This is a genomic window from Negadavirga shengliensis, assembly GCF_042652345.1.
Classification (GTDB): Bacteria; Bacteroidota; Bacteroidia; order Cytophagales; family Cyclobacteriaceae; genus Negadavirga; species Negadavirga shengliensis.
This window is the reverse complement of sequence record NZ_JBHSJJ010000002.1, coordinates 101,857-118,748: the sequence shown is the minus strand read 5'-3', so window position 1 is coordinate 118,748 and position 16,892 is coordinate 101,857. Positions and strand designations below refer to the sequence as shown.

General features: G+C 45.6%; 16 protein-coding genes and 1 pseudogene. 2 read left to right on the top strand and 15 right to left on the bottom strand.

What is annotated here, in order from left to right:
- Positions 1–45 precede the first annotated feature (45 nt).
- The 6 genes from ACFPFU_RS03555 to ACFPFU_RS03530 all read right to left on the bottom strand — a co-directional run bounded on the left by ACFPFU_RS03555 (position 46) and on the right by ACFPFU_RS03530 (position 6,855).
- On the bottom strand, positions 46–1,164 hold the full coding sequence (locus tag ACFPFU_RS03555) for an NAD(P)/FAD-dependent oxidoreductase (protein WP_377061583.1): 1,119 nt from the start codon (positions 1,162–1,164) through the stop codon (positions 46–48).
- A gap of 10 nt (positions 1,165–1,174) precedes the next feature.
- Positions 1,175–2,032: an NmrA/HSCARG family protein gene (locus ACFPFU_RS03550; protein ID WP_377061581.1), complete on the bottom strand. Its 858-nt coding sequence runs from the start codon at positions 2,030–2,032 to the stop codon at positions 1,175–1,177.
- A 94-nt stretch (positions 2,033–2,126) separates the two neighbouring features.
- Positions 2,127–3,035: an AEC family transporter gene (locus ACFPFU_RS03545; RefSeq protein ID WP_377061579.1), complete on the bottom strand. Its 909-nt coding sequence runs from the start codon at positions 3,033–3,035 to the stop codon at positions 2,127–2,129.
- The gene (locus ACFPFU_RS03540; RefSeq protein WP_377061577.1) at positions 3,022–4,536 is read right to left on the bottom strand and encodes an FAD/NAD(P)-binding protein; all 1,515 of its coding nucleotides are present in this window, start codon (positions 4,534–4,536) and stop codon (positions 3,022–3,024) included. Before ACFPFU_RS03540 ends, ACFPFU_RS03545 begins: the two co-directional genes overlap by 14 nt.
- 165 nt (positions 4,537–4,701) lie before the next feature.
- The gene (locus tag ACFPFU_RS03535; protein WP_377061575.1) at positions 4,702–5,397 is read right to left on the bottom strand and encodes a DUF6320 domain-containing protein; all 696 of its coding nucleotides are present in this window, start codon (positions 5,395–5,397) and stop codon (positions 4,702–4,704) included.
- A gap of 174 nt (positions 5,398–5,571) precedes the next feature.
- Positions 5,572–6,855 carry a hypothetical protein gene (locus ACFPFU_RS03530; protein WP_377061573.1) on the bottom strand — a complete coding sequence of 428 codons (1,284 nt, stop codon included), beginning with the start codon at positions 6,853–6,855 and terminating at the stop codon, positions 5,572–5,574.
- Between the two features lie 125 nt (positions 6,856–6,980).
- Between ACFPFU_RS03530 and ACFPFU_RS03525 the strand changes: the two genes are divergently transcribed.
- Positions 6,981–7,871 carry an alpha/beta hydrolase fold domain-containing protein gene (locus tag ACFPFU_RS03525; RefSeq protein ID WP_377061571.1) on the top strand — a complete coding sequence of 297 codons (891 nt, stop codon included), beginning with the start codon at positions 6,981–6,983 and terminating at the stop codon, positions 7,869–7,871.
- 123 nt (positions 7,872–7,994) lie between these two features.
- On the opposite strand, the gene ACFPFU_RS03520 is transcribed toward ACFPFU_RS03525, so the two are convergent.
- Positions 7,995–8,726 carry a sulfotransferase-like domain-containing protein gene (locus tag ACFPFU_RS03520; RefSeq protein WP_377061569.1) on the bottom strand — a complete coding sequence of 244 codons (732 nt, stop codon included), beginning with the start codon at positions 8,724–8,726 and terminating at the stop codon, positions 7,995–7,997.
- Positions 8,723–9,640, bottom strand: a complete 918-nt coding sequence (locus ACFPFU_RS03515) for an aminotransferase class IV (RefSeq protein WP_377061567.1) — start codon at positions 9,638–9,640, stop codon at positions 8,723–8,725. The genes ACFPFU_RS03520 and ACFPFU_RS03515 overlap by 4 nt, the downstream gene beginning before the upstream one ends.
- Before the next feature lie 204 nt (positions 9,641–9,844).
- Between ACFPFU_RS03515 and ACFPFU_RS03510 the strand changes: the two genes are divergently transcribed.
- Entirely contained in the window at positions 9,845–12,013 is a 2,169-nt protein-coding gene (locus ACFPFU_RS03510; RefSeq protein WP_377061565.1) for a polysaccharide lyase family 8 super-sandwich domain-containing protein, read from the top strand.
- 9 nt (positions 12,014–12,022) lie between these two features.
- On the opposite strand, the gene ACFPFU_RS03505 is transcribed toward ACFPFU_RS03510, so the two are convergent.
- The 7 genes and pseudogenes from ACFPFU_RS03505 to ACFPFU_RS03475 all read right to left on the bottom strand — a co-directional run bounded on the left by ACFPFU_RS03505 (position 12,023) and on the right by ACFPFU_RS03475 (position 16,886).
- A complete protein-coding gene (locus ACFPFU_RS03505; protein ID WP_377061563.1) occupies positions 12,023–12,469 on the bottom strand; it encodes a GNAT family N-acetyltransferase in 447 nt (148 codons plus the stop codon).
- A gap of 93 nt (positions 12,470–12,562) precedes the next feature.
- Entirely contained in the window at positions 12,563–13,030 is a 468-nt protein-coding gene (locus ACFPFU_RS03500) for a VOC family protein (protein WP_377061561.1), read from the bottom strand.
- Positions 13,031–13,210: 180 nt separating this feature from the next.
- The gene (locus tag ACFPFU_RS03495; protein ID WP_377061560.1) at positions 13,211–13,600 is read right to left on the bottom strand and encodes a DoxX family protein; all 390 of its coding nucleotides are present in this window, start codon (positions 13,598–13,600) and stop codon (positions 13,211–13,213) included.
- A complete protein-coding gene (locus ACFPFU_RS03490; RefSeq protein ID WP_377061558.1) occupies positions 13,575–14,051 on the bottom strand; it encodes a GNAT family N-acetyltransferase in 477 nt (158 codons plus the stop codon). The genes ACFPFU_RS03495 and ACFPFU_RS03490 overlap by 26 nt, the downstream gene beginning before the upstream one ends.
- A gap of 20 nt (positions 14,052–14,071) precedes the next feature.
- On the bottom strand, positions 14,072–14,236 hold the full coding sequence (locus ACFPFU_RS03485; protein ID WP_377061556.1) for a hypothetical protein: 165 nt from the start codon (positions 14,234–14,236) through the stop codon (positions 14,072–14,074).
- Positions 14,237–14,277: 41 nt separating this feature from the next.
- Positions 14,278–14,979 (bottom strand): annotated as a pseudogene (locus ACFPFU_RS03480) (DNA alkylation repair protein).
- 29 nt (positions 14,980–15,008) lie between these two features.
- Positions 15,009–16,886 (bottom strand): DUF4838 domain-containing protein, encoded by a 1,878-nt coding sequence (locus ACFPFU_RS03475; protein WP_377061554.1) that lies wholly within the window; start codon positions 16,884–16,886, stop codon positions 15,009–15,011.
- Between the last annotated feature and the right edge of the window lie 6 nt (positions 16,887–16,892).

The window sequence follows — 16,892 nt, the reverse complement described above, 5'->3', positions numbered from 1 at the left end:
ATGATATTGGGCGGGCAGCCATATGTTTAAGCAGGTCCCATGACGTCAATCCGGTTCATGGTAATTGCCTATTTTTGAAACCAATTCCCTGGCCGATTCAAAAGCCATGGATACCCCCATGCCGGAATAACCTCCGAGAATGAATACATTTTTTTCAATTTCCGCCGACAATGGGTCTTTTTTTTCACCAAATCCCATGATCCCGGTCCATTCGTAGTCAATGCGCCATCCTTCTTCGATTTTGAGAATGTGGTTTACAAAATGCATGAGCCAGGATTTGATGCTTGGGTTGATGCCGTCCTGGGAAGTGTTTTCGGTAATCGGGTCCAGATGCCTTGCGCCGCCGATCAGTAGCCGGTTTCCCACGTTTCTGAAGTAAACAAAACCTTTGTAATAATGGAAAGAATGCCTCCATTGCAGCTTGGAAAGGGGCTGGGTAACCAACACATAACCTCTCGCAGGTTTTATTTTCGAGTCGGGGAACAAAGAAGAAGTATAGCCGTTTGTCGCCACGATTGTATTCCCCGTTACCAAGGGTGTGGTTTCATTTTTAAGGTATACCTTGCCGGAGGTTACAGAAACAACGTCCGCTCCAGTAATTAGCCTGGCCCCCAGTTCCAGGACGGTTTGGATGAGTTTTTTAACGAGCTTGCCTGAATGCAGCACGCCCTCCTTACGGCACAGAATAGCTTGATAGCCATTGATGGAGGCAGGCTCAAAGGTTGTGTCCGTACCTGTAGTTCGGGCCAGCGATGCGTTCAAGTGAGATAAATGCCCGAAAACCCGGTGATAGGCTTCCTGATCCGTAAACAGTTCAAAGCCTCCCTTTTCCCTGAAATCCATTGCATCATCCGGCACAATATTGCGTAACCCCTCCAGGCCTTTTATCCGTTTTTCCACCCTTTTTAGCACTGCGTTTTTATCTTCATGGGCCATGTCGGCGAGCAACTCCCCGGCAGAACCAAAACAGGCAAAGCCCGCGTTTTTGACAGAAGCGCCGGATGGATAAGGTCCTTTTTCCAGGATGGTCACGGTATTTTCCGGATACTGCTGCAGGTAATGAAAAGCGCAGCAGAGCCCTGTAAGACCGGCCCCTATGATGATCAGATCCGAGGGTCGCCGGAAGACCGTTTCTTGCCAATAGGAGGGAAGGGAGGTATTCAAGGGATTATGGTCATGAGGCCGATTGGGATTTGAGAAAATCTTCAAAACTGGTCAGCTGCGGATAAACTGCCTTGGTTTCGCTTAAATCAAACTGCCAGCCAGGATCATTGTTCCATTTAACCTGTTTGACCATTTCCCGGTTCAGGATATTGGAAAGCCATGCCGGTATCGCATAGCCCGGCGCTTTTTTGGGCATCACTTTATTATATACCGCTTTCATTTCCGAAATGGTCAAGCAGTCGCCTGCGATGTTGACTTTTTTGCCGATGTACTTTTCCGGTTCTTGGAACACGACAGCAGTGACGGCGCCTATATCTTTTACGGAGACCATGTGAAAGCGGGTATTTGACTTTAAAATTCCGGAAAGGAAGGGAAAAATCATTTTACCGTTTTTGGGGGCCATGAAATTTTCCATAAAAAAAGTCTCTCCCAGAAAGGTGAAGGGTAATTGTTTCTCTTTTATGTATTCTTCCAGCACGGCTTTGCATTCCCAATGTTTGACCCCTTCGGGCTTTTCGGCATCGGCAACAGAAGCCTGGACAAAATGACCTACGCCGGCGGATTTGGCGGCGTCAACCAGATTTTTCCCCTGTCTGATTTCTCCCTCATATCCTACACCTTTCTCCCAATAGTTTTGTACGGAAAACACACCATAAGCCCCATCCAACGATTTTTTAAGTGATTCGACATCTTCCATATCAGCTGGGATTACTTCCATCCCTTGCTGCTTGAGTTTTGCGGCCATCGGGCTTGCCGGGTTGCGGGTAAGGGCACGCACCTGAAAACCTGCTTCCCAAAGACTTTTAGCGACTGCGCCACCTTGTTTGCCCGTGGCTCCGGTTACTGCAATAATCTTGTTTTGATTCATTTTTATTCGTTAGAAAAAGGAGTTGATGTAAAGAATGTTTTGACAAGTATACAAAAATATCATTTTCTAAAAAATCATATGGATAGGTCTTAGGTTAAAAAAAGCCGATGGCCAAGGGGATAAGGACCAACGAAAGCCCCATTGAGGCCAATATCCAAATGGCCGAATCTTCTTCATTGGCATTAAGGTAGCTTGCAAATACCGTTATATTGGCGGCGATGGGGAAGAGGGGGAGGAGGGCAAACATTTGCTGTTGTTCGGTCTCCAGGGATGCCACAAACGTATTCTCCAAAAGAAGAAAAACGCCTGCTAAAATGACGCCCGACAGCAGTCTTGTGCCAAGCATTTTCGGGATAAAACTCCAGTCCAACTTTCTGAAATTCACTTTTTCACAGTTCATTCCAACGATCAGCATGCCTGTGGCAGAAACCACCACCCCAAAAACTTCAGAGAGGTCTTTTACCATAGGAGGTATTTCAACCTCATTGACACGGAATAGAATCGCTGAGATAAAGGCATATAAAAAAGGGACTTTTAACAATTTGTGGAAAGCCTCTCTTGCGGTGGAATTGGTTCTGGCCACTTGGAAATATCCGATCAGGTCGCCATACAGGGCGGTTCCGATATAGATGCAAATCAAATGGGTCACACTGTCCTCACCGAAAATGGCGATAACGGTCGGGATGCCGAAGAAGGCCACGTTATAAAAAGAAAAAGAACTTCTGATAAGATTGGGGTTATAGGTGTTGTCAACATGCTTATTCAGCAAACCTCCAGGTATGAGCATCAGGATAGCCAGCGAAAATCCCATAGCAGCGAGGGTCAAGAGGGAGTCACTTTCAGCTTCCTGGAAGTGGTTTATCACCAACCAAGGCATTAAAAAAAAGAGCAGGGGCCGCGTAATCCAGCTTTTGGGTATCAGGTGTTTCCTTCCTATGAATATTCCAACCGGAATCAGTGCCAGGTAGGGGAGCAGGCTTTTGTAAAACTCAAGAAACTGCATCCTGCTGGATTTTGAAGATCACCTCCTGGCTTAATAATTTGACCGTTTTGACATTGAACCAAATGGCATTTACATCCATCAATTGGCCATTGACCAGATGCCCCAGGGCAAATAATCCATCGCCGGCGTTTTTGGCCATAAGCTGCATGGTCCTTTCATTCACTACAGCACCACCTGCCGGATAAGGTTTTATGATGTCCTTTTTTAGAATATTCCCTACCAGCTCTGTGTTCATCTCTTCCAGTTTGGAGGGGCTTCCCGTGGCGTTGATCAGTAGATCAACCTGGTATTCCCTATCCGCGCAACGGATGGAGAATTTTCCTTCCCGCCCGTTATATTTTACCTCTTGCAAGAAGGGCACCACCTTAAGCGTGTTGTTTTCCATCAGGTGAAGGAGCCGTTTGGCGTTGTACAAAGGCATGCCATGCCTGTTGATGGCCCAGTGCGGCCCAAGCCACTTCATGAATTTTACCTTTTCGTCCGTGCTCATGCCCATCCAGATCTTTGAAGCATCATAGCGAAGTGAATAAGCCAAGTTCATCAAGGCATCTCCACCTGTCCCGGCCTCCTCAACATCCTTTTTCAACAATTTGAAGGCGTCCTTTCCGATCCGGTTGAGGGATTTCCAGTTCACCTTTTTTCCAAGATTATGTTCCACATCCTTCCGGTACATTCTAAAAAGTGCTTTGGTATTGATTCTCTTGAGAAATTTTCTTTTATACTGGTGAACGTTTTTGATCGTCAAATGCTTTCTTTCTACCTCATTGTGCCCGGCAGGTTGGACCCTGGGCATGAGGCCATCGGGAGAAAAAAGCAATATTTTGCCTTTATAACCGTGATCCTCCAAAGTCATCACGGTATCAATGGCGCTTAAACTGCATCCCAGAACCCCGACATGCCCTATGTCCGTCTCCAATTTTCTAACAATCGGTTCCGAGGGCCAGGGAAAATCAATGTATAGTTCATATTTTAGAAACTCCTTATAGGTATTGGGTTTCGGAGTGCCCAGACAAAGAATGGTGAAATCGCATTCATATTGCTTGCCCGCATGATCTTTAAGGATATAGCCTGCGGCAGTATGGTCAAAATCTATGATTTCTGCATGGATGGCATTGACCCGTAAGCCCACTTTTTCGCTTTTTTTCAAGTATTTCTTTGCCTGTTCGGCCAGATAGTGTCCATACAGGATGCGGGCCGTATATGCATTTTCTTCGGATCCCTGTCCTTTAACTTCTTCGCGTTTTTTGCCGCCATGGACTTTCAGCCACTCGGCAAAATGATCGGGTTCATCGGCATAAATCCCCATTAAATCGGCCTGTGTATTCAGAAGATGGCCTTCTTCCCTGGTTCCGAAAGCTAGGCCATACCCCAGGTCTTTGTTTTTTTCGAACCAGGTGATGCTGACTTTTCCGGTCAGGTCCATGGAGGTGATTTTTAAAAATAATTCGATAAAAACAGATACCCCACAGGCTCCCCCGCCGATGATAGCGATATTTTTCATTTAATCCTTTTTTCAAGTGATGAATAATCCATTGCCCATGAATCCAACTAAGAGAACTAATATATGACTTTTAACAGGCTAAATATAATAATGTTTATTGTTTTTGGTAATTAAATGAAATTGTACAATTTCATTTAGATCAAATCAGCGAAAGTATATGGGCTCTCAAACGTGAAATATTCTGTTAAGGTCCCTGCCCTTCTTCATTCTGTGATGCATGAAAAGCAAAACCGCTGCTACCGGAAGTACACAGGCGCTCACAATAAGGCTCCAGAACAGGTTGATGCGACCGGTTATATACAGGTCGGTACTGGCTTCTACACATAAGCAGAGCAGGGCGGTGGCAAAGAAGGAATAGGCGATGAGGTTAATTCCTCTTTGGATGGCGTTTCTAAAAACCACCAATACTCCGATGAAAACCATATTTGAAAAAAATAAAAGGGGAATGCCCAAATGTATCGCCCAGCTTTTGCCCCCAGTAAAGGAATCCAGCATAAATATAGCCAAAGAAGCTGTCAGGAATGCACAAAACACCTGGATTTCCCTTTTTTTATCAAGAAAAGCAAAGGATGAAACATAAGAGAAGATGATCAGGAATACAGCCACAGGGTATTCTGACCAGGAAATTTCTCTATTAATGATATAATTGATGAGGCTTGTAGTAATGACTAAAAGGATAAGAATGATGGATACAAGTTCCCATGTGGCCTTTCTTTGAGGGCTGCTCATTCGTCGGTCATCAAAGCGCGCCCTCCTGCTAAAGTGGTCTCGTTCATTATCAGAGACATCCTTATCAGCAGCACGGCCGACGCCGAGTGGCGTTTCACATAGAGGACAAACCTTCATGTCAGGTTCTAGCATCACACCACAATTTTTGCAAATTTCCATATGATTATAATTTTTTCTTAATAGGCCATAACTTGTCCCGCGCCTTAGACCGGGATAGCCTATCCTGGCCTGCCCCGAACTTGTTTCGGGGAACTCGATTCGGGCATCACAGTGTCTGACGTTTTCGTCATGCTAGGTTTCATAAGGTTAGTACTTTTCAATTTTAACGGGAATTCCTTGACTGCTCAGAAACCTAAAGAAATGCTTTTCAAGCTCTCTGGAAGTGGTAATGTTACCGAAGCTCAGCACCAACTCGTTTTCAAATCCCACTATTCCACAGTTGGTCTTCAAAATTTTACTTGGTGGGGGCGGTATGAAAACCACCCTTTTAATCAGGGCATTAAGATCTGTGCCAAAATCCACCTTTCCCAAATTAGTGACAACGCCGCTGTATTTGCTGGTTCCCCGGGCATATAGTTTGCTAAGGATGAGGGATTTCAAGAAAAGAGGCACACTTCTGACGAAGAGGTTTTTTTCACCACCCACATGTCTGGAAATCATCTTGCCGATCAGTTTTTTGTCGGTTTCCAACTGCATCTGATAATGTACGACTTTTAGCAGTTCTTCAAAAGTGTACCAGCCCAGGCGCATATCAATCTCCGGCATTACGTACAAAGAAAAATTCCTCATTGTTTTCGTACGGTACAGGTTACGCAGATTTACCGGCACTTCTATCCTTATTATTTTATTGCTGTGACGTTTTTTCTGACGGGGAAGTTCCTGATACACTTTCTGTGAGGCAAACAAGTAGACAGCAACCAGATATTCGGTAAGGCTGACGGCATACGCTTTTGCTTTTATCAAAATCCCCTTTACCGGTATTATACCTAGCAAAACCTCAAAGCGGGGTTTTTCTTTTAAGGGAAAAGGCATATGAAAAGCATTCGGGACAGAAATCACTGGAGAAGTGATTTTTTTAAAAAACCGGTTAAACCCATCTTCATATTCTTCCTGATGAGCCTTTTCACCGGGTTGAAGCCAGGGTATTTCATCCGGAATGGCGTGTCCGCACTTTATGAAATAGGTAAATAAAAGGGTTTTCAGAAATTCAAACGTACCTGTGCCATCAGTTAAGATATGGGAGAATTCTACGCTTACTTTATTTTTTTTTACCAATATCCTGTACATCAATTCATCATTTCCGAATGTCCTGCACGGCATCCAATGATCCGCTATCACCTGTACCGGGAGATTTTGATGTTCCAGGTAGTACCAAAAAAAACCTTTTTTCAGTTTTACTTTGTAATATGGGAACCTTTCTTCAATATCCCTGATGGCTTCACTGAACTGCTTTGCTTTTATTCTTTCTTTCAGTTCCACGGAAATCCGTATCACAGAGGTTAATTCACTGCTGGTGACTGCAGGGTATATTTTTGCTGCATTGTCCAATCTCAGCCAAAAGCCATATTCCAATTCATTTTTGTCGGCCATAGCAAGTACCTGGAATGTGGGTTTTCGATATAATGATAAACAAAAAAAAACGTTTTTACGGTTGATTTTGTTTGATAGCATAGGGATAGATAAATCTATCCTTTTACATTTTAAAAACCAATACCTTGGTAAGTTTAGAAAGCAGGCTGTTCAATGTTCTTTTAAAGCTGATAAATAAGAAAACCCTACTTAAAAGGCAGTTTAAGTATAATAAATTCGATCTTTTCAGTTCTTCTGAACCTACCCGAAAAGCACGGGAAGTCTGCAACGTGAAGAAATACCAGCTACAGGACCATAATGTTTTTACTTTGAGCCCGAAACATTGCGCGGACAGAGAAGGGAAACACATCCTGTATTTTCACGGCGGGGCCTATGTTCAAAGTTTTTCCCGTCCTCACTGGGGGTTTTTATCCATGTTGGTGAACAAGTCGGGGTGTACCATAACCGCCCCTGATTATCCACTTGCCCCTGTCCATACCTATAAGGATACCATAGCCATGGTCAGCGAACTTTATAAGAGGCTGGTGGGCTCGGTGGACCCGGATAAGTTCATCCTTATGGGGGACTCTGCCGGAGGCGGTTTGGCCCTTGCCCTTGCCCAGTTCATGAAGAACAAAAAGATCCCCCAACCACACAGGATAATACTGCTCTCCCCTTGGTTGGATTTAAGCCTGCTCAACCCTGAAATAAGGGACATAGACCCCTCTGATTCCTTTTTGGGCGTGGATGGTTTGCAGCTAGCCGGAAAGGCATATGCTGGCGGCGCACATCTTCATCATTATCTGCTGAGCCCCATCAACGGACCATTGGATGGACTTGGGGAGATCTCGGTTTTTATGGGATCGAGAGAGATTTTGGCAGCAGATGCAAGAAAGCTAAAAGCAATGGCGGATGAAAAAGGCATTGCACTCAGCTACCATGAGTTTCCTGGTATGTTCCACACCTGGATGCTGCTCAATTTACCGGAATCCAGAAAAGCCAAAAAGCAGATTCTGGAATTGATAGAAAAACCTTAAAGCGGACACTTCACATTCGGTACAGCCAGATAGACAGCAATGCCTGGCTTATTATGGAAAGAACAGATCTTTTTTTGGCGTGCGAAGCAGCTGCGCATATAAATACCACTTGGGATAATAATTTCACAATGCCTTTTCCATCAATTGCCGATAATAGGGGAGGCACTCGTTCAAAAGCGGCTTTAATTTTTCAGGGAAAGGAACGGTTTTGGGCTTGTAGGGCATAAAGCCAGTAGAACGATGGATGTTGCCATACCAGTATTTTGCCCAGCAGCCGTCTTCAGGACGCGGACCGGTTTCCCATTGAAGCATGTTTTTATCGAAAGGAATCTCTATGGCCTCGCATAGTTTTTTCAATTGGTGTTCCGGGTTTTCTAAAATAGATTTGGAATTAATAACGATGACAGGAAGTCCCATAGCCTCGAGGTTTCCGAGGAGGTCGATGTGCATTTTGTACCCCACGTCGTCCATTGAAGGTGCGTCAATCACTTCGGCAAAAGAAGGCAGCATTTCGACCGGATCGCGGGTTAGAATGATGTTGACAAGCCCTTTCATAAATGAACGGTCCAGGTCAAGCAGGTGATGGGTCATGTTTTTGAAAAAAAGCACCGGTTTTTCTGTGTTTTGAAGCATCATCTCCACCACTTTCCCACCGTCGTTTTCCATGGTTTGGATCACCTCTTCGGCTCCAGGATGATAGGCTTTTGCCGGTGAATGGGACAGGTAGTAGCCGTACAACGGTTCATCATACACTTTGGTGTCTTTTCTTTGGGCGAAGGCATACATCAGCGCCGTGGATATATTGCGTGGACCCGACCACAGGGATATGCGTTTGACAAAGGGGGATGTGCTCATTGGGAGTGGATTTCAGAGGTGATCAGGTCTTGGTACAACTGGTGGATTTTCCGGGTAAGTTCTCCCATGCCGCCGTTGCCAATAGGTTTGCCGTCGATTTTGTTGACCGGTGTGATCCCGCCAAAACTGCCCGTGACAAATGCCTCATCTGCCCCATAGGTATCGAAAAGAGAGAAATTTTTTTGTTTGCAAATGATCCCGTTTTGGTGGCAGAGCGAAATGACATGGCCGCGGGTGATGCCGTTCATGCAGTACTGACCCGTGGAGGTCCAGACTTCATTTCCCTTTACCATGAAAAAGTTGGTGGCATTGCAGGTGGCCACAAAGCCCTGGATATCCAGCATCAGGGCTTCGTCCGCGCCGGCTTCCAGGGCTTGGATAAGGGCCTGCACTTCATGCAGTTTGCTGTGGCAGTTGAGCCGTGGATCCAGATAGTCCGGAGATCCCCTCCTGATGGTGGAGGTAAAAAGGGAGACACCCTGCTTTTTGGTTTCCGCGGATGCTTTTTTGTGTTCGGCGATGATCACCACATTAGGACCTGATACGGTAAACCTGGGATCCTGGGAAGGGGTTTTTTTGATGCCCCTCGTGACCATCACGCGCACATGGATATGGTCTTCCATACCGTTGGCATCGAGCGTTTTTTGGACATTGGCGACCAGGTCCTCTTTGCTGAAGGGTAAATTCATTCCGACCACTTTGGCCGACTGCCAGAGCCGGTCCAGGTGCTGGCGGATAAAAATCATTCTGCCTTTATGTACCCGAAAACCTTCCCAAACACCATCTCCCACGAGATAGCCGCTGTCATAAACGGATATCTTGGCGTCCGGACGGGGCAGCAACTCCCCATTGATAAAAATTTTGATGTGTTCGTTTCTGGGGTCTTCTATGGCGTTGTGGGTTCCTTGGATCATGTGTATAGAGCACAGTTACAGTGATGTTGGCTATGACCGGGGTTTCATTTGTAAAATAATTTATTCAAAAGTAGCAATTTAGACCAAACTTTTGCCATTCATCCGTTTGGATAAGGACATTCTTGCGGATTTTTGTTACTTTCCAAAAGGCAAATATAATTTGCCTTTTGACTGATTCGGCAATTCACCCAAAACCTTAAATCCATGACTTCAGCTTACAAAACACCTGTTTTAATTCTGGTTTGCCTTTTTATGTTTTTATCGGCCTCCGCCCAACAAAATGATTTCGCTACCATCAAAAAAAAGGTGGTGGATGAGCTGATGAAGATGGATGTCGAGGATGAGGCCGTTGAAGAGATCTTGGGAAGAATGAGCAAGGACGGCAGTTTTAGAGATATCAATTATGCTGACCTAAGCCGAACAGCGGGTTTTCCACATAGGAGACATACCGAGGATCTTGTTGATCTTGCCAGAGCGTATAAAAAAGAAGGATCAACATACCATCAAAATGGGATGTTGAAGGAAAGGATCACCGCCTCATTGAAATATTGGGTGGACCATGATTTTTTTGGCGATAACTGGCACAACAACCAAATCACCACGCCCACCAATCTGGTGCATCTGATGCTGTTAATGGGAGAAGAACTGCCCGGTGACCTGGTGCAGGGGGCGCAGCCGATCATTGGCAGGGCACACATGGAAGCTTCCGGGGCCAGGCCCAGCGGTGACAGGATCGTCATTGCGGGGATCTTGGCCAAAAACCTGTTGTTCATGGAAGATCATGAGGGATTTGATGAGGTGATCAAAATCATAGAGGGAGAAATAAAGTTCAGCACGGGCGAGCGGGGCATGCAGCATGATTACAGTTTCCATCATAGGCATGACAGGGTAAACAACACCACCTCCTACGGTTATGGCAAATACGCAAATGCTTTCGGGGAATGGTCCTATTATGTCGCCGGGACAAAATATGCCTTCTCAAAAGAGAAAATCGACCAGCTGGCCGACTATTATCTGGATGGGGTATACAAGCAGTTGGTATACGGTATCTATGAAGACATCAGTGTAAAAAACCGAAGCATATCCAATAAAGCGGGTTTTCAACCCAAAGGGACCGATGAGGTAGAAAAAATGCTGTTCAGCACAGATTACCGGAGGGATGAATTGGAGGAGATACTGAAATTAAGAAAAGGGGAGATATCACCCACCCGGTCCTTCAGCAAATTCTTTTGGCAAACAGAACATTTTGTTTTCCAAAGACCGAAATTCTATACCACGGTGAGGATGTTTTCTACCCGAAACAGGAATATGGAGGAGCCTTACAACGGCCCCGGGATCACCACCCACCATAGGGCGGACGGCACAAATTATCTCATGCTCAAGGGAGATGAGTACCACGATATTTGGCCGGTCTACGACTGGCAGAAGATATCCGGCACCACCATTCTGCAAAAACCAAAGCTCCATGGACCGGACAATATCCAGTTGGATGGCCTGACCGACTTTGTGGGCGCAGTTACCGATGGTCTGTATGGGGCGGTCGCATTTGATTTTAAAAGCCCCCATGATGGAGTGGAGGCCAAAAAATCATGGTTCTTTTTTGATGAGGAGTATGTCTGTTTGGGAACGGATATCAGGTCGGACGCGGGTTTGCCGGTGGCCACGACCATTAACCAGGTGCTGATGCGAAGTGATGTGACCGTCATGCAGCAGGGGGAAGCGAAAAAAATCCCCCACGGCAGGCGCGGGCTGGATGCGGTCAAATATGTCTATCATGATAAGGTGGGGTATATTTTCCCGGAACCTGTAAGTATACAACTGTCCAATCAGGAGGAAAAGGGACGTTGGTCCGATATCACCGACCAGAAAAACATATCAGAGGAAGTCGTCAGGGAAGATGTTTTCATGTTGTGGTTTGACCATGGCATCAACCCGGAAAATGCGTCTTATCAATACATTGTAGTCCCCAATATTACTGAGGGGGAATTATCCGGAACCAGTGCCGACAACCGGGGTATCGAGGTCCTTGCCAACAATTCGGAGATGCAGGCGGTGGTCAACAGGAAGCTGGGAATATGTCAGATCGCATTTTATGCACCGGGGGAATTGCAAATGGCCGACGGCTTGCGGGTTGCCCTGGACCGTCCCGGCATGGCCATGCTTAAAATGGAAGGTGGCCGGCTAAAATCCATGGCCGTTTCCGATCCCTCCAGAAAATCGGATCAACTTGTGCTGATGGTTTCCGGAAGCTATCTCAGCAGAAGGGAGGGGATTAAAACCTCGCCGGATCCAAATAATAGCGGTACCCAAGTCGTTGTGGAGCTGCCTCAAGGCGTATATGCCGGCAAAAGCGTGGTGGTGGAATTTGATTGAAGCGGCAGGTCAAAGGGTATAGTAAAAATGCACTACCTGTTCCTCGTTTGTCGGGCGGGTGGTGCGGTAAAAATCGATGGCATAATCATCGATCCTGTCGGCCTGCACAAACACCTCTTCAAACCCGTTTTCTCTGCAATATTCAGTCAGATATGAAATGAGTTTTTTGCCTATTCCCTGCCGCTGATGGGCAACGGAAACCGCGAGATCGTAAATGTATGCCAAAGGTTTGGCGGAATAATATTGGTCGAGTATGTAGACGGTCAATCCGCCTATTACTTTGTCCTGCAACTTGGCCACAAAAACCAGGAAGCCGGAATTATCAAGAAGGCTTTGCAAGTGGGCTGAGGGTGGCGGGTTGAAGTTTTGCATTTCGAAGACGTCTTCAAAGACCCTGATGAGGTCGATAAAGTCGTTCAGATCCGCAAATGACAGTTTTTTTATCTCTATGTCCATGGATAAAAGCCGTATGCATTGTAGCCTTTTTGTCCACGGATTACACGGATTTCCACGGATTTTTGTTTTGGGTGGCCAAGCAATTTGAATGTATCATTTGGTCGTTTTGCCACCCATTTGGGTGAAAACACTGTCCACCGGCTCCCAAAGTTCTATTTTGTTGCCCTCGGGATCGAGTATATGAACGAATTTCCCGTAGTCATAAGCCTCAATCCCGTCAACAACGGTCACTCCGTTTTCCTTTAGCTTTTTTACGAGGCCTTCTATATTCTGCACCCGGTAGTTTATCATAAAGTCTTTTTTGGAGGGGGCAAAATAAGGACTGTCCTTCTCAAAAGGACTCCACCTGAGGTAATTGATTTCCTCGGGCCTGTTGGCATTTCTGAATTCAAAAGCAGATCCGTAATCGTCAATTTCCAGCCCGAGGTTTTTGCCGTACCATTCCTTGGTTTCCTTGGGATTGTCGGAGAAAAAGAAAATCCCGCCAATGCCTGTAACTTTGGGTGTGGCTTCGTTTGCAGGCGATTCATTTTTTGCGCCGTCGTTTGTTTTGTCATCCATGTGGTTGTTGTCTTTATCAGTCCACTTTACCAAAAGAATATGGCAATCATGCCTTAGTAAAGATACTAAGATTTGATGGCTGTACAAAGACCGACTTCAGCCTTTTTCGTTGTATAACGTTGGAGAAATATAATTATGGAACTGTTTTTTATCCCACCGATTGCACGGATTCTCACAGATTTATCTTTGGAAGAGAGAAGGTTTTACTTCCCGGTCATGCTGATATAAGAATGCCAGGACTGCAAGGATCAAAAGACTATACTCAACTCCTCCGCTGCCATGTCCAACCGTAAACCAGCCATTAGGCAAATGTACCCATACAATGCCCCCCAGAATGACGGCCGCGTGAAATAGTACACAATATCTTACATACTTATTCAGTATCAATAATGTCCCGCCAACCATTTCCCCGAGGGTGATGATCCAGGCAACCAACATTCCCAAAGGGATGTTTTTGCTTTCTAAAAAAGTCCCAAAATCCGGTACGGAAGCGTGATAAATCCGTGCGGCTCCGTGTGTGATAAAAATGATACCAAGTACGGTTCTAAGAGCTGTTAATGATGGATTCATGATAGGTGGAAAGTTTCATTTTTAGAATGGGATAGTCTTTCCCCTCACTGTCCTTTTCCATCCGGCCATAGGGTTCAAATCCAAATCCGGCGTAGAATTTTACGGCAAGGAGATTTTGTTCGTTTACATCAACTTTATCAGCATCAAGTTCTTTGATCGCAAAATTGACCAAGGTTCTGCCCAATCCCTGTCCCAAATATTCCGGTGACAAAAACAACATTTCGATTTTCCGGTCTGCCACGCCGATGAAGCCAACGACGATATCCTCCCGGACCATGCAATAAACCGAAAAAGCGTTAAAATCCAGCACGGCTACGATTTTTTTATAATGGTCAATATCGGATGGTACCAAAAATCCATGCGTGGCACGCACGGACTTTTCCCACACATCAACTACTTGTTTTTTGAAAGCATCGGTGTAAGGTTTTATTTCAAATGTATTTTTTTTCATCTTGCAAGGTTTAGAATGTATTAACCCGCTATGTGCTGTACTCCCTCCGAAGTCATCACCACCCGTTTCATGGTGCCGTCAGGATTGTAGTGCAAGTAGTCGATACAGACAGAACGCCTGTAGCTTCCCCCGTCTTTTAAAGCCCCATTATGGTAGATATAGTAGGATTTGCCTTTGAAATCCACAATGGCGGCCCGGTTTGTTTTACAGTTTCCGGCGATTTCGTTCAGTATGCCTTGCTTTTCAGATTTTCCGGCATTTTTTCCACAGCATATCGTAATGCTGTTCGGGGCATAATAGCCTTGTTCTTAAGGACGTATTCAAATATTTCCCGTTGATGGGCTTCACTGGCAGCTTTCAGCATCCAACCATATCCTTTTTGAACCAAATCATCTTTATCCAAAAGCAAAACATCGGCTATTTCTAAGATGTCCCTGAGAAATTTCCCCTTTCTGGCAGGTATAATCAGGCTTACCGCGGAAGCCCTCCGCATCCATCTGTTATCCGATTTAGCGAAGTCCTTTAACTTTCGTAAAAATTCAGGATACATCTCGATGAATTCTCCAAGAGAATGGTTACAAAGCGTGTCGCATGACGCCCAATTGTTCACATAATCATTAATCCATTTCCTGAATATCTGAAAATCTTCAGGTTCCTATTTTTCATGAACATAGTAAGACCAATTGCATGCGATGAATGATTCTTCAATAAATCCGGATTGCCATAGAATTTCGCAAAGATCAAATATTTCTGACTTTGTCCGAAACTCAATGAGTTTAAAAAATGTCTTACTTATCTTATTCACCGTTGGAACTTTTACGCCATAAAACTTTATCCTTTCTTTAAAAAAGTTTTGACTGGTCGTCCGGGTTTTTTCATCCGTATTGTTTTTGAGTTCTGTTCGGATGTTATCAATAATGTTTTCCATAATCATCCGCTAAGCAAGGTTGTTTCAACCTATTGTAACCCCGATAAACGAAGCGGGTATTTTTCCAGGTATTCCCGTGGGGGCGTATGCCACTCCGAGAGCCGGCTGACATTGGTCCGGAGGCAGTGGTAGATGAAATCGTACAGGAGTTGGCTTGTCTCAGGCGTCAGTTTGGCCTTCCCGTTCTGCAATGATCCGACAGGCCTGGGGCTGGAGACTTGGTTGTCCTTCATGATTTCCAGCATGGCATAAAACACAGGCAGACGGGCGGATCTGACACGGTCCAACTGTTCCGGATGTTTTCGCACGGCTTTTTCGGCATTGTCAAAGATGGTATTGTATTCACTGATCAGTTCCGGAGTAAGGTAGCTGTCTGTTTCTTTCACCGGGCTTCCAAATATGGACAGTTTCCTGCCGGTATAGCCTTGATTATTGTCATGCAGTAGATTGATGTACTGTTTGACATGCCTGGCAGCTTTGCCGTAATAGGCATCAAGAAATCCATCCATTTCCTTTTCTATATCCACATCCGGATTCCAAAGTAATTTGGCCAGTAAGTAAGCCCTCAATTCCGCGAATTCCCCTCCGCTCTGAATGTTTCCCTGTTCAAAAACGGCGCTGACCCTGTTTTTGCGCAAAAACTGCACATTAGGCTGCAGGGTACGGAGGTTGGGGAAGGGGGAAAGCAAATGGGAGAACTGTATCGTGTAGTCCCAAACCAGGATATTGTCTGTTAGTTTTCCCCAGCCTTCCAGGTCGCTGCTGAATGACAGATCCCCTGTTTCGATGGGTTCGTTGCGCGTACTTTCAATGCTGCAAAGCATGATGTTCACATTTTTCCGGGGAACAATTCCCTTGGGAGGCACCCGGGTGTATTGGTAGGCCAGGGTAGAAATGATTTTATCGGGAAAACGTTCCGCCACCTTGTTGACAAAGGTAAGCAAGGAACCCATGCCCAATGCAGGATATTGGCCGCCATGGGTGGCATACATCTTTTCCTCGGGCGCATAAGCGGCATATTGGGCGTCCAAGGCTGCACAGTGCTCACATTGGCAATAATTTACGTTGTCATTTTGGCTGACTGACCAATAAAGCGCTTCCGGTTTTTTATCCATGGCCACCTTCAGGTTTTCGCAGACTATCTCCAGCACCTCGGGATTGGACAGGCATAATTGGGCCTCTGGTTGTACACTCTTGCCATCCCAGGAGGGGACGAGACCGGAATGGCGTTTACCGTCATAAAAACTGAAATATTCAGGATTTGACTCGCCGTATTCCATGGGATCCAACAGGGTGTGAAAGGTATGGACCCAATATCCCCATTCCGTGGGAGAAGTCCCCCTTCCGCCATGAGAGTGCAGTTTATGCCAGTCCATGTACTCCGGAGTGTACACATCATGGTAAAAGACCTCCCTGAATGAAAATGCCGGGATATCCAGATCATCGATAGGGTTTATTTTAATAGTCTTTTTCTTCGGGATATCATCCACAGTCGAGGAGTATTTCCGGCAATCCAGGTATTTTTCCAGGAAGGTGTAGACCCCATAGATGGTCCCTTTTTTTGGACCGCCCGTTATAAGGAGTTTTTGCCCGGTACTGCGGATATACAGTCCATCCAACCCCAGCTTCTCCTTGGGTACCGCGGCAAGTTCCGGCCGGTTTACATTTCCTATCAGGATTTCATGTGGGTCGGTGCCGGCGTCATCATGTTTTACCGGAATATAAGCACCCGAGATTCTGTGCAAATAATCCTGTAGCACTTTGGCTGCCTCTATCTCCTGTACATCCGGGTTTTCAGGGATAATGATTTTATAACTGGATCTTCTGTTTTTGACCAGGGTCAGCTCCTGGGCCAGGGAAACGGAAATAAAGAAGATTGTCATCAGCAGGCAAAACAGTGTCCTCATGGTTTT

Bases quoted from the DNA above. Each gene is read 5' to 3' on its own strand.
- ACFPFU_RS03505 (WP_377061563.1), bottom strand. From the start codon at position 12,469: ATGGACATAGAGATAAAAAAACTGTCATTTGCGGATCTGAACGACTTT.
- ACFPFU_RS03530 (WP_377061573.1), bottom strand. From the start codon at position 6,855: ATGGCCGACAAAAATGAATTGGAATATGGCTTTTGGCTGAGATTGGAC.
- ACFPFU_RS03500 (WP_377061561.1), bottom strand. From the start codon at position 13,030: ATGGATGACAAAACAAACGACGGCGCAAAAAATGAATCGCCTGCAAAC.
- ACFPFU_RS03540 (WP_377061577.1), bottom strand. From the start codon at position 4,536: ATGAAAAATATCGCTATCATCGGCGGGGGAGCCTGTGGGGTATCTGTT.
- ACFPFU_RS03490 (WP_377061558.1), bottom strand. From the start codon at position 14,051: ATGAAAAAAAATACATTTGAAATAAAACCTTACACCGATGCTTTCAAA.
- ACFPFU_RS03510 (WP_377061565.1), top strand. From the start codon at position 9,845: ATGACTTCAGCTTACAAAACACCTGTTTTAATTCTGGTTTGCCTTTTT.
- ACFPFU_RS03515 (WP_377061567.1), bottom strand. From the start codon at position 9,640: ATGATCCAAGGAACCCACAACGCCATAGAAGACCCCAGAAACGAACAC.
- ACFPFU_RS03520 (WP_377061569.1), bottom strand. From the start codon at position 8,726: ATGAGCACATCCCCCTTTGTCAAACGCATATCCCTGTGGTCGGGTCCA.
- ACFPFU_RS03475 (WP_377061554.1), bottom strand. From the start codon at position 16,886: ATGAGGACACTGTTTTGCCTGCTGATGACAATCTTCTTTATTTCCGTT.
- ACFPFU_RS03495 (WP_377061560.1), bottom strand. From the start codon at position 13,600: ATGAATCCATCATTAACAGCTCTTAGAACCGTACTTGGTATCATTTTT.
- ACFPFU_RS03545 (WP_377061579.1), bottom strand. From the start codon at position 3,035: ATGCAGTTTCTTGAGTTTTACAAAAGCCTGCTCCCCTACCTGGCACTG.
- ACFPFU_RS03550 (WP_377061581.1), bottom strand. From the start codon at position 2,032: ATGAATCAAAACAAGATTATTGCAGTAACCGGAGCCACGGGCAAACAA.
- ACFPFU_RS03535 (WP_377061575.1), bottom strand. From the start codon at position 5,397: ATGCTAGAACCTGACATGAAGGTTTGTCCTCTATGTGAAACGCCACTC.